The 13,522-nt window shown below is 59.4% G+C and carries 6 protein-coding genes; 5 read left to right on the top strand and 1 reads right to left on the bottom strand.

What is annotated here, in order from left to right; translation table 11 throughout:
* Positions 1 to 51: 51 nt before the first annotated feature.
* The gene (glnE, locus tag ACA056_RS02180; protein WP_497270166.1) at positions 52 to 2,991 is read right to left on the bottom strand and encodes a bifunctional [glutamate--ammonia ligase]-adenylyl-L-tyrosine phosphorylase/[glutamate--ammonia-ligase] adenylyltransferase; all 2,940 of its coding nucleotides are present in this window, start codon (positions 2,989 to 2,991) and stop codon (positions 52 to 54) included.
* Between the two features lie 383 nt (positions 2,992 to 3,374).
* On the opposite strand from glnE, the gene aceE reads away from it, so the two are divergent.
* From aceE to msrA, 5 genes are all read left to right on the top strand, one after another.
* Complete coding sequence (aceE, locus tag ACA056_RS02175; RefSeq protein ID WP_497270164.1) at positions 3,375 to 6,020, top strand: pyruvate dehydrogenase (acetyl-transferring), homodimeric type; 2,646 nt, start codon at positions 3,375 to 3,377, stop codon at positions 6,018 to 6,020.
* Between the two features lie 11 nt (positions 6,021 to 6,031).
* Positions 6,032 to 7,987, top strand: coding sequence for a dihydrolipoyllysine-residue acetyltransferase (gene aceF, locus ACA056_RS02170; RefSeq protein ID WP_497270162.1), 1,956 nt, complete (start codon positions 6,032 to 6,034; stop codon positions 7,985 to 7,987).
* A 282-nt stretch (positions 7,988 to 8,269) separates the two neighbouring features.
* Positions 8,270 to 9,664, top strand: coding sequence for an alkaline phosphatase D family protein (locus tag ACA056_RS02165; protein ID WP_497270160.1), 1,395 nt, complete (start codon positions 8,270 to 8,272; stop codon positions 9,662 to 9,664).
* A gap of 194 nt (positions 9,665 to 9,858) precedes the next feature.
* Positions 9,859 to 12,552, top strand: coding sequence for a sensor domain-containing phosphodiesterase (locus tag ACA056_RS02160; protein ID WP_497270158.1), 2,694 nt, complete (start codon positions 9,859 to 9,861; stop codon positions 12,550 to 12,552).
* 215 nt (positions 12,553 to 12,767) lie between these two features.
* Positions 12,768 to 13,415 carry a peptide-methionine (S)-S-oxide reductase MsrA gene (gene msrA, locus ACA056_RS02155; RefSeq protein ID WP_134419969.1) on the top strand — a complete coding sequence of 216 codons (648 nt, stop codon included), beginning with the start codon at positions 12,768 to 12,770 and terminating at the stop codon, positions 13,413 to 13,415.
* Positions 13,416 to 13,522: the final 107 nt, after the last annotated feature.

Below are 13,522 nucleotides of genomic sequence, written 5' to 3'. Positions count from 1 at the left end.
GTGGTTTCCATAAACGAGCCGGGGAGGCTTTATGCCTCCCCGTCTCGAGAATCAGCTTAGCCCCAGCTCGCGCCAGATCCGCACTACCTGCCGCCGTTCGTCCACGAACTGGTCGCCCGGTATCACCCCGGCGTCCTTCTGCAAGGCCTGCCGGTGAGCGGCGGAACGGTAGGCTTTATAGGCCTCGCGCAACAGGCTGGCGTCTTCGGCGGGCATCAGCCCTTCCTCCTCCAGCCCTTCCAGAATGCGGATATTGTCAGTCCAGCGCAGCAATGGCGGGTGCGATTCGGACCACGCCAGGGCCGCGTATTGCACCATAAATTCAATATCGACGATACCTCCGGCGTCCTGCTTGAGATCGAACGGCGCCGTGGCCTCGAAAGCATTCGCCCCGGTGCCCGCCGCGGTGCTCTTGCTGCCAAGGTTATCGCGCATTTTGGCGCGCATCTCGCTGACCTCCTGGCGCAAGGTCGCCAGGTCTCGCGGCTTGCCCAATACCGCCGCGCGGACTTTCTCGAACGCCTGGCCGACGTCCGGACTGCCCACCAGCACCCGCGCCCGCACCAGCGCCTGATGTTCCCAAGTCCAGGCTTCATTTTCCTGATATCGGGCAAACGCTCCGAGCGAACTCACCAGCAACCCCGACGCGCCGGACGGCCGCAGACGCATGTCCACTTCATACAGCTGACCGGAGTTGGTCTGGGCTGTGAGCAAGTGAATGATCCGCTGGCCCAGCCGAGTAAAGAATTGCGCGCCGTCGATAGGCTTCGGCCCGTCGGTTTCCGCCTGCGGGTCGCCATCGTGGATGAACACCAAGTCCAGGTCCGAACCATGCCCCAGTTCCAGACCGCCGACTTTCCCGTAACCGACAATGATGAAGCCGGGATCGCACAAAGTGCCGTCGGCACGCAGCGGCGTACCGTATTTGGCCACGGTCTGGCGCCAGGCGAGGGCCAGCACTTGTTCCAGGATCGCTTCGGCGAGCCAGGTCAGGTAATCACTGACCTTCATCAACGGCAGGCTACCGGCGATTTCCGAAGCGGCGACACGCAAGCGGTGCGCCAGCTTGAAATGCCGCAGGGCTTCCATTTGCTGTTCGAGGTCGTCTTCGGGAATCCGCGTCAAACGCTCGCGCAACTCGGCGGCCAGTTCCGGCGCCAGCGGCGGTTTGAATAGCCGACCTTCGTTGAGCAATTCGTCGAGCAGCAATGGGAAGCGGGTGATCTGTTCGGCGATCCACGGGCTCGCGGCGCACAGGGTCAGCAAGCGTCGCAGCGCACCGGGGTTCTCGGTCAGCAACACCAGATACGCGGAACGGCGGGCCACGGCTTCCACGAGTGGCAGTACCCGCTCCAGCACCAGATCCGGATTGGCGTGCTCCACAGCCTGAGCCAGCAATCGTGGAATAAAGGCATCGAGGCGTTCTCGTCCCAAACGCTGCATGGCCCGCAATTGCGGACTGCCGCGCAAGCCGGCCAAGGCTTTCAGCGCTTTGCTGGCATCGACGAAACCGCCCTGCTCCAACTGGCGGCAAGCGGCCTCTTCATCCTGAGCCTCTTCCCACAGCGGTAGCCATTCACCGCCGACCACCACTTCGCTCTCGGTGCCTTCTTCTTCGTCGGGATCGGCGATCACCTGACCGAAGTGCCACGCCACGCGACCGCGCCAGTACATAAGCTGTTCATGAAAAGCCGCCCAATCGGCAAAACCCAACATAAAGGCAATGCGCGCCTGATCCTGAGCACCGTCCGGCAGCATCTGGGTCTGGCGGTCGGCAATCGCCTGGATCGCGTGCTCGGTGTAACGCAGGAATTCGTAGCCTTCGCGCAGTTCGCTGATCACCGCCGGCGGCAGGTAACCCTGACCTTCCAGCGTGCTCAGCACTTTTAATAGAGGACGTTGCTGCAAGCTCAGGTCGCGGCCGCCGTGGATCAGCTGGAACGCCTGGGCGATAAATTCGACCTCACGAATGCCACCGGAGCCGAGTTTGATGTTATCGGCCATGCCCTTGCGCCGGACTTCCTGCTGAATCAGCTGCTTCATGGTGCGTAGCGCTTCGATCGCCGAGAAGTCGAGGTAACGCCGGTAAACGAACGGCCGCAGCATCTCTTGCAATTGCGCGCCGGCCACTTGATCGCCGGCCACCACCCGCGACTTGATCATCGCGTAGCGTTCCCAGTCACGCCCCTGATCCTGGTAATACTGTTCCAGCGCGTTGAAGCTCAGCACCAATGCGCCGGCCGAACCATAAGGCCGCAGGCGCATGTCGACGCGGAATACAAAACCGTCGACGGTCATCGGGTCCAGTGCCTTGATCAGGCGCTGGCCGAGACGAATGAAAAATTCCTGGTTATCCAGCGAGCGTTTAACGCCGACGGTTTCGCCACCCTCGGGATAGGCGAAGATCAGGTCGATGTCCGACGACAGGTTGAGCTCCACCGCGCCGAGCTTGCCCATGCCGAGAATGACCATTTGCTGTGGCTCGCCGCTGCGCCGGCCAGTCGGCACGCCGAACTGCTGACAATGCCGCGAGTACAACCATTGATAGGCCTGATCGATACTGGCATCGGCCATGTCCGAGAGGTCGCGGCAGGTCTGAATCAGATCGCACTGACGAGTCAGGTCGCGCCAGATGATCCGCACTTGATGACGGGTACGTTGACGACGCAGGGCGCGACCGAGCTCATCGTCGGTTTCCGCTGCACTCACTGCTGCCGCAATCTGTGCGCAGAGCTCGCCGGGAGCAAAACTTCGGTCCAGCTCACCGGACTGCACCAGCTCCAGCAACATCAAAGGGTCACGGACACTTTGTTCAATCACGAAGTCGCTGGCAGCGGTGACCCGGGCGAATTGCGCCCAGCGTTCAGGCGTCCAACTGGCCAGGCCATGGTCGTCGTCCAGCGCGGCGACGGCCGTACGGAACGACTGCTCGGCGCGGGTGACAAACGGCAGGAGGATGCCAGGCAGTTCGGCAAGCGAAGGGAGGCTCATGGTCTATCCTTGATCGGCGTGTAGAGGGCTGCATGTAGTGATTCGCGAGAATGCACTACGTGATCGACTGTCGAACAAAGGTTAGAAATAGCTGAAATTTCTTTATTTTTGGCAGACAGCATCAAGCTTTCACCTTTTCTGGTTGGCAAAAGACCAACCTTAACGATTATTCTCACAACGCAGCTGGAGGCCACAAGCCGCTCATCTGTAGTTTTACTACTCGTATATACATTCGAAAGGCTGAAATGCCCGATGATTTGTAGTAAAACTACACGCCGCCGGAACAACCTCTCGGCAATCCAAGAATTTATATCGTCTGCCCACAAGGCCAGTCGCAAACTCAGGCAACCGATTCTGGAAGCCTTTCCGCCCTGGAGCAAGCCATGCAAGACCTCGATCCCGTCGAAACCCAGGAATGGCTGGACGCCCTGGAATCGGTTCTCGACAAAGAAGGCGAAGACCGCGCTCACTATCTGATGACCCGTATGGGCGAACTCGCAACCCGTAGCGGTTCGCAATTGCCTTACGCCATCACCACGCCATACCGCAACACGATCCCCGTCACCCACGAAGCACGCATGCCTGGCGACCTGTTCATGGAACGCCGCATTCGCTCGTTGGTACGCTGGAACGCGATGGCCATGGTGATGCGTACGAACCTGAAAGATTCTGACCTGGGCGGTCACATCTCCAGCTTCGCCTCCAGCGCCACGCTGTATGACATCGGCTTCAACTATTTCTTCCAGGCCCCGACCGACGAACACGGCGGCGACCTGATCTACTTCCAGGGTCACACCTCGCCAGGCGTTTACGCCCGTGCGTTCATGGAAGGTCGCATTACCGAAGACCAGATGAATAACTTCCGTCAGGAAGTGGATGGTCAGGGCCTGTCGTCCTACCCGCACCCGTGGCTGATGCCTGATTTCTGGCAGTTCCCAACCGTATCCATGGGTCTGGGCCCAATCCAGGCGATCTACCAGGCACGCTTCATGAAGTACCTGGAAGCCCGTGGTTTCATCCCTGAAGGCAAGCAAAAAGTCTGGTGTTTCCTGGGCGACGGCGAGTGTGACGAGCCGGAATCCCTGGGCGCCATCTCGCTGGCTGGCCGCGAGAAGCTCGACAACCTGATCTTCGTTATTAACTGCAACCTGCAGCGCCTTGATGGCCCGGTTCGCGGCAACGGCAAGATCATCCAGGAACTCGAAGGCGTGTTCCGCGGTGCTCAGTGGAACGTGACCAAAGTCATCTGGGGCCGTTTCTGGGACCCACTGTTGGCCAAAGACGTCGACGGTATCCTGCAACGCCGCATGGACGAAGTCATCGACGGCGAGTACCAGAACTACAAAGCCAAAGACGGCGCGTTCGTTCGTGAACACTTCTTCAACTCGCCAGAACTGAAGGCGATGGTTGAAGACTTGTCCGACGACGAGATCTGGAAACTCAACCGTGGCGGTCACGACCCGTACAAGGTCTACGCGGCGTACCACGAAGCGGTCAACCACAAAGAACAACCGACCGTCATCCTGGCCAAGACCATCAAAGGTTATGGCACCGGTGCCGGCGAAGCGAAGAACACCGCGCACAACACCAAGAAAGTTGATGTTGAAAGCCTGAAACTGTTCCGCGATCGTTTCGACATTCCGGTGAAAGACGAAGAGCTGGAAAACCTGCCGTTCTTCAAGCCAGAGCCAAACAGCGCCGAAGCCCGCTACCTGAGCGAGCGCCGCACTGCATTGGGCGGTTTCGTGCCACAGCGCCGCGCCAAAAGCTTCGACATCCCGACGCCACCGCTGGATACCCTCAAGGCAATCCTGGACGGCTCGGGCGACCGCGAAATCTCCACCACCATGGCGTTCGTGCGGATCCTCGCGCAATTGGTCAAGGACAAGGAAATCGGTTCGCGCATCGTTCCGATCATCCCGGACGAAGCCCGTACCTTCGGTATGGAAGGCATGTTCCGTCAGTTGGGCATCTACTCGTCCGTCGGCCAGCTCTACGAGCCAGTCGATAAAGACCAGGTGATGTTCTACAAAGAAGACAAGAAGGGCCAGATCCTCGAAGAAGGTATCAACGAAGCGGGCGCCATGAGCTCCTTCATCGCTGCCGGTACTTCGTACTCCAGCCACAACCAGCCAATGCTGCCGTTCTACATCTTCTACTCGATGTTCGGCTTCCAGCGTATCGGCGACCTCGCCTGGGCCGCTGGCGACAGCCGTACCCGTGGCTTCCTGATCGGCGGCACCGCCGGCCGGACCACGCTGAACGGCGAAGGCCTGCAACACGAAGACGGTCACAGCCACATCCTGGCTGGCACCATCCCGAACTGCCGCACCTTTGATCCAACCTACGGCTACGAGCTGGCGGTGATCATTCAGGACGGCATGAAGAAGATGACCGAAGAGCAGCAGGACATCTTCTACTACATCACCGTGATGAACGAGTCCTACCAGCAGCCAGCCATGCCGGCCGGTGTCGAGGAAGGCATCGTCAAGGGCATGTACCTGCTCGAGGAAGACACCCGCGAAGCGGCGCACCACGTTCAGCTGATGGGCTCCGGCACCATCCTGCGCGAAGTTCGCGAAGCGGCGAAAATCCTGCGTGAACAGTTCAACGTCGGCGCTGACGTGTGGAGCGTTACCAGCTTCAACGAACTGCGTCGCGACGGCCTGGCCGTAGAGCGCAGCAACCGTCTGCACCCGGGCCAGAAGCCTAAACTGAGCTATGTCGAAGAGTGCCTGAACGGCCGTCAAGGTCCGGTCATCGCGTCTACCGACTACATGAAGCTGTTCGCTGAGCAAATTCGTCAGTGGGTCCCGTCCAAGGAATTCAAAGTCCTGGGCACCGACGGTTTCGGCCGTAGTGACAGCCGCAAGAAGCTGCGTCACTTCTTCGAAGTCGACCGTCATTTCGTGGTGTTGGCAGCCCTGGAAGCCTTGGCTGACCGTGGTGATATCGAACCTAAGGTGGTGTCTGAAGCCATCGCCAAGTTCGGGATCAACCCGGAAAAACGCAACCCACTGGACTGCTGAGGAGACACTCTGTGAGCGAACTCATTCGCGTACCTGACATCGGCAGCGGTGAAGGTGAAGTAATCGAACTATTTGTGAAGGTCGGCGACCGTGTGGAAGCCGACCAGAGCATCCTGACGCTTGAGTCGGACAAGGCGAGCATGGAAATTCCTGCGCCCAAGGCCGGCATCGTCAAAAGCATCAAAGTGAAGCTGGGCGATCGCCTGAAAGAAGGCGACGAACTGCTGGAGCTGGAAGTCGAAGGTGCCGCTGCGGCGGCCCCTGCGGCTGCCGCTGCGCCGGCGGCCAAGGCTGAAGCGAAACCGGCTGCTGCTCCTGCCGCCGCTGCTCCAGCTGCTGTCCCTGCTGCTGCGTCTGTGCAGCAAGTTCACGTGCCGGATATCGGTTCGGCGGGCAAGGCCCAGATCATCGAGATCCAGGTCAAGGTCGGCGACACCGTCGAGGCTGATCAGTCGCTGATCACCCTGGAATCCGACAAGGCCAGCATGGAAATCCCATCGCCTGCCGCTGGTGTGGTCAAGAGCATCAGCGTCAAGCTCAACGACGAAGTCGGCACTGGCGACCTGATTCTGGATCTGGAAGTGGCGGGTGCTGCGGCCCCTGCTGCTGCCGCGCCAGCCCAGGCTGCTGCGCCTGCTCCGGCCGCCGCTGCTGCTCCAGCCGCCGCGCCTGCTGCACCGGTTGCTGACAGCGTTCAGGACATTCATGTCCCGGACATTGGCTCTTCGGGCAAAGCCAAGATCATCGAAGTCCTGGTCAAGGCCGGCGATACCGTTGAAGCCGATCAGTCGCTGATCACCCTGGAATCGGACAAGGCGAGCATGGAAATTCCATCGCCTGCCGCTGGCGTGGTGGAAAGCGTTTCCATCAAGCTGGATGACGAAGTCGGTACCGGCGATCTGATCCTGAAGCTGAAAGTCAAAGGCGCTGCGCCTGCTGCTGCCCCGGCTCCGGCCGCTGCTGCTCCTAGTGCTCCAGCTCCAGCCGCCGCTGCGCCTGCTGCTCCGGCACCGGCCGCACCAGCTGCTGCACCGGCCAAGCCGGGCGCCAAGGTTCACGCTGGCCCAGCTGTGCGCCAACTGGCCCGTGAGTTCGGCGTCGAGCTGAACGCCGTCGGCGCCAGTGGCCCGCACGGTCGCATCCTGAAGGAAGACGTGCAGGTTTACGTCAAAGCCATGATGCAGAAGGCCAAGGAAGCACCGGCCGCTGCTGCTGGCGCAACCGGCGGTGCGGGCATCCCGCCGATTCCGGTTGTGGACTTCAGCCGCTTCGGTGAAACCGAAGAAGTGCCGATGACCCGTCTGATGCAAATCGGCGCGTCGAGCCTGCATCGCAGCTGGCTGAACATTCCGCACGTGACTCAGTTCGATTCGGCTGATATCACCGACCTGGAAGCGTTCCGTATCGCTCAGAAAGCCGTTGCAGAGAAGGCTGGCGTCAAGCTGACCATCCTGCCGCTGCTGCTCAAATCCTGCGCGCACCTGCTCAAGGAACTGCCGGACTTCAACAGTTCGCTGGCACCAAGTGGCAAGGCGATCATCCGCAAGAAGTACGTGAACATCGGCTTCGCCGTCGACACCCCTGAAGGCCTGCTGGTACCGGTCATCAAGAACGTCGACCAGAAGAGCCTGTTGCAACTGGCAGCCGAAGCCGCTGTGCTGGCCGCCAAAGCCCGCGACAAAAAGCTCACCGCTGACGACATGCAAGGCGCCTGCTTCACCATTTCCAGCCTCGGCCACATTGGCGGCACCGGCTTCACGCCGATCGTCAACGCGCCGGAAGTAGCGATCCTCGGTGTTTCCAAGGCGACCATCCAGCCAGTCTGGGACGGCAAAGCCTTCCAGCCGAAACTGATGCTGCCACTGTCGCTGTCCTACGATCACCGTGTGATCAACGGCGCCGCTGCTGCACGCTTCACCAAGCGTCTGAGCGATCTGCTGGCGGACATCCGCACCATCCTGCTGTAACACCGATCGGCCCTCCTTCACCGGAGGGTCCGTCGCGTTCCACGTTTTCCGAGCGCCACGCTCGTACCTCAACCCCGCCAGTTTGGCGGGGCTTTTTTTTGCCTGGAAGAAAGTCACCCAACGCCCCTTTCCTACATTCGCGGCTTACGTCGCCCACAACTCCAGTCCACTTCTTCTCGATATTTTTTGCGAACCAATAACTAAGCTTAGTTCAACTAATTATCGCCATAACCCTTATCAACTTATCTTGCTTAGTTAGCATTACTTCGAATGGATTCGAGCATGTTCAAACCGACTGTTGGCCCTATTATTGGCCACACCACAACTAATCACGCACGTATTTTCTTGCGCGGCAAACTTCAAAACAATGCACCGGTATTTGCAGGCGTTCGTTATCGCCGGCTCGGCGAAGAACGATGGTCCCAAGGTATATTTGCAAAGTTGACGATCTTGCATGATATGTCCGATGTCATTGCACTCAACGACCTTGCCGCCGATACCGAGTACGAATACCAGGCCGGCTGGTTCAGCACGATGAGCCCGGTGCACACCGTGGAAACGGTTCAGGAACTGCCGCTGCAATGGCCGCGCGATATCTACCGGTTTCGCACGCAATCCAGCAAAGTCACGATTCCACGGGCCTATATCGTCGGTTCGTGTCGTTACCTGCGCATGACCGCTGGCGTCCCGTCTGCACCGCACCTGGGAGACAGGATTTTTGCTTCGATCACGAATCTGGCGCAGCAGGCCGAACCGCCCATCAGCGCCATGCTGATGACCGGCGATCAAATCTATGTCGATGATCTGAACGTCATTGCTCCCGACCGGGAATACAAGGAAATACTCAGTAAGTACTGCGTAGCTTTCTCCCAACCCAACATTGCCAAGTTAATGTCCGGCGTGCCGACTTACATGATCCTCGATGATCACGAAATCGAAGACAACTGGCCCGCCAACGAAAGCAAGGCCGACGCCCACTTATACAAAAACGCCATCGCGGCGTATGAGTTGTATCAAGCCAGTCATAGCCCGGCGCATGCACTTCTTGCCGACGGGCAAATAAATAGAAAACTGGAACACTATTGGTATCAATTCACCGAAGGCGATATCGAATGGTTTGTCACTGACAGTCGAACCCGACGCAACCTGTCGGCCAATGATCGACGCATCCTCGACGAAGAGCAGGAACAGGCCCTGTGCAAATGGCTGATTCACAGCCCGGCCAGGGTCAAATTCGTGGTCACCAGCGTGATGTTCTACCCCGACCGCAAAGCCCACGGCGATGACGCGTGGAAAGCCTTTCCCGAACAACGTCTGCGGCTGCTGGAGACCATTCGTACACACCACATCAAGAACGTCTTCTTCGTTTCCGGCGATGTCCACGGCTCCCTGACCAGTCGCCTGACCCACAGCGAGGACCCGGACTTCGAGGTGCACACCATCGTCTCCTCACCCTTGTGCAACAGCAAACTGCTGCCGTACGCCAAGGCCTCCACCTTCATCCTCAATCAACCGTTGGCGCGTACAGTCGCTGGCGACTATCGGCATGAACTGACCAGCAAGGTGGTCAGTCAGGACAATTTCGCTCATTTGATCGTCGATGCTGAACAGGTTCGTGTCAGCTATCACGACCGGGACGGCAAGACTTTGCAGTCGACCAGCATCCCACTACGCTGAGCCCTTGAGGGCCAAATGCATTACTTTCGGCCCTGCGCTGGAGAAATCTTCGCCCCTGCCGACATATTCTTATAGCACTTGGCCTTCATGTCTCTTGTCAGTCAGTGTCGCAATGATGCAACCTTGCCGCAGGTAACAGTAAAGAGGGCGAGAGCCCGGCGCGATCAGCCTATTCGAAGCGAGTTTCCCTCCATATGAAGAGCCAACCCGATGCCGCCAGCCGTATGGTGGCCGAGGTAGTGACGCAGTTGCCTGTGCCCTCGCGGCTCGGCATGCTGCGTTTCGAACGGCTGAATGAAGCGAGCTGGGCGCTGCTGTTTCTCGATCCCAATTGCGAACGACAGTTCGGCCTGCCGGCGGTGGAGCTCTGTGCTCTGGTCGGCTCGCCCTACGCCAGCCTGATGGAGCCCGAAGCGCGCTATCAGCTGCATGACGCGGTTCAGCAGCAACTCACCGAAAGCCCGCATTACCTGATCCGCTACACCCTGCACACCGCCGCCGGCGCCTTGAACCTGCTGGAACTGGGTGAAGCCTACAAACAACACAATCGACACCTGCTGCGCGGCTACCTGCTGGTGGTCGATGGCCTGTTCGAGGGCGAGCAACGGCTGCCGGCACTGGACCTCGAAACCCAGAACTCTCGCCTGCAAATCGCCCTGGAACTCAATCAGCGCGCCCAGCAGGAACAGCTCCTGCACCTGGACCGGGTGCGTGCCCAGCAAGACTTGATCCTGCTGCTGACCCGCCAGCGCTATAGCAGCAACAACTCCCTGAAAGAAGCCGCCGAACTGATCACTCGCAGTGCCTGTGACATTTACGAAATCGACTGCGCCAGCCTGTGGAACCTCGAAGGTTCACAGCTCGTGCCGATTTCGGCCTATCACCGCGCCAGCCAGGAATACCTGCTGCCGGAGCCGATCGACGTCAGCCTCTTCCCTGATTACCTGGACGCCTTGCACACCGGCCGAGCCATCGACGCCCACAACGCCATGCGCGACCCGCGCACCCGGGAAATGGCCGAACACCTGCGCCCGCGCGATGTGAATGCGATGCTCGACGCCAGTATTCGCGTCGACGGACAAGTGGTCGGCGTACTCTGCCTGGAGCAGACCGGTATAACCCGCGCCTGGCAATCGGACGAAATTGCTTTCGCCGGTGAGTTGGCGGATCAGTTTGCCCAAGTCATCAATAACCACAACCGCCGCACCGCCACCAGCGCCCTGCACCTGTTCCAGCGGGCGGTAGAGCAAAGCGCCAACGCCTTTTTGCTGGTCAATTGCGATGGCGTAGTGGAATACGTCAACCCAAGCTTCACGGCGATCACCCAGTACACCACCGAAGAAGTCCACGGCCAACGGCTGTCGGAACTGCCGGCACTGGAAAACCTCAGCGAGCTGCTGTTCGACGCGCCCTCGGCGCTGGCCAAGAGCAACAGCTGGCAGGGTGAGTTCAAAAGCCGCCGCAAAAACCTTGAACCCTACTGGGGCCAGTTGTCGATTTCCAAGGTCTACGGCGACAACCGCGAGCTGACGCATTACATCGGCATCTACGAAGACATCACCCAGACCAAGCTCGCCCAGCAGCGCATCGAGCGTCTGGCTTATACCGATAACCTGACCAACCTCGGCAACCGCCCGGCCTTCATCCGCAACCTCGATGAACGTTTCGCCCGAGACAGCGATACCCCGATCAGTCTGCTGCTGGTGGACATCGACAACTTCAAGCGGATCAACGACAGCCTCGGCCATCAGACCGGCGACAAACTGTTGATCAGCCTGGCCCGACGCCTGCGCAACAGCCTGAGCCCGAGCGGCAGCCTGGCGCGGTTCGCCAGTAACGAATTCGCCGTGCTGCTGGACAACACCGACATGCGTGCGGGCCAACAGATCGCCAATCAATTGCTGGCGACCCTCGACAAGCCGATGTTCGTCGACAACCAACTGATCAGCGTCACCGGCTCCGTGGGCCTGGCCTGCGCGCCACTGCACGGTCGCGACCCGCAAACCCTGATGCGCAACGCCGGCCTCGCGCTGCATAAGGCCAAGGCCAACGGCAAACACCAGGTTCAGGTGTTCACCGAAGCGCTGAATGCCGAGGCCAGTTACAAGCTGTTCGTCGAAAACAATCTGCGCCGCGCCCTGACCCAGAACGAGCTGGACGTGTTCTACCAGCCCAAGCTGTGCCTGCGCAGCGGTCGCCTGTTGGGGATGGAAGCGCTGCTTCGCTGGAACCATCCGGAAAAAGGCATGATCCGCCCGGACCAGTTCATCAGCGTCGCCGAAGAAACCGGGCTGATCATTCCCATCGGTAAATGGATCGCTCGCCAGGCCTGCCGCATGAGCAAAGACCTGACCGCCGCGGGCCTGGGCAATCTTCAGGTGGCAATCAACCTGTCGCCCAAGCAGTTCTCCGATCCGGACCTGGTGTCGTCCATCGCCAACATCCTCAAGGAAGAAGCGTTGCCGGCGAACCTGCTGGAACTCGAACTCACCGAAGGCCTGCTGCTGGAAGCCACCGAAGACACCCACTTGCAGCTCGATCAGCTCAAGCGCCTGGGCCTGACCCTGGCCATGGATGACTTCGGCACCGGTTACTCGTCGCTCAGTTACTTGAAAAAATTCCCGATCGACATCATTAAGATTGATCGAAGCTTCATCCACGAAATCCCGGACAACCAGGACGACATGGAAATCACCTCCGCGGTGATCGCCATGGCCCACAACCTGAAACTCAAGGTCGTGGCTGAAGGCATCGAAACTGCCGAGCAGTTGGCTTTCCTGCGCCGTCACCGCTGCGACGTCGGCCAGGGTTACCTGTTCGACCGTCCGATCCCCGGCGTAGAGCTGATCGAGAAGCTCAAGCGCTATCCGCGTGGCCCGATCGCCTGACAGCACACCACAAATCCCTGTGGGACACCCCAATCCCTGTGGGAGTGAGCCTGCTCGCGATAGCGGTGTATCAGGCAGCATCTACGTCACTGACACTCCGCTATCGCGAGCAAGCTCGCTCCCACAAGGGCACAGGGGTAGTGATTAACTTGGCATCATTGGGCAAACTGGCGGTCTGACTACCTACATCCCCAACCTGACTGAGAGGACTGATCATGGTTCTGCGCTCGGAAATTCTGGTGAACAAAAACGTGCTCCCTACTAAAGAACAAGCTCTGCCTGGCCGTGAAACCCCGATGAACCTGCCGGAAAAACACTTCGTCCACGACGCGCCGCTGCTGGGCCCATTCGCGATGGACGTGGATTTCGCGATCTTCGGCCTCGGCTGCTTCTGGGGCGCGGAACGCAAGTTCTGGCAGCGCGAAGGCGTGGTCAGTACGGTAGTGGGTTACGCTGGCGGCTTTACGCCGAACCCGACGTATGAAGAAGTCTGCTCCGGCCTGACCGGCCACAGCGAAGTGGTATTGGTGGTGTACGAGCCGGCAAAAGTCAGCTACGAAGAGTTGCTGAAGATGTTCTGGGAACTGCACAACCCGACTCAGGGCATGCGCCAGGGCAATGACATCGGCACGCAGTACCGCTCGGTGATCTACGCCACCAACCCGACTCAGTTGGCAGCCGCCAAGCACAGCGAGCAAGTGTTCCAGGCTGAGTTGACCAAGGCTGGGAAAGGCACGATCACCACTGAAATCGACGAAGCCCCGACGGTCTACTTCGCCGAGGCCTATCACCAGCAATACCTGGCGAAAAACCCTGAAGGGTATTGCGGGATTGGCGGTACCGGCGTGACCTGCCCGATTTAACCCCCCAAAAAGCAAAAGATCGCAGCCTCGTTTCACTCGACAGCTCCTACAGAGAAATGCGTTCCCCTGTAGGAGCTGTCGAGTGAAACGAGGCTGCGATCTTTTGA

The sequence above is a fragment of the Pseudomonas sp. LBUM1666 genome (assembly GCF_059695775.1).
The sequence above is the reverse complement of the archived record's forward strand: the minus strand, read 5'-3'. Positions and strand labels throughout refer to the sequence as shown.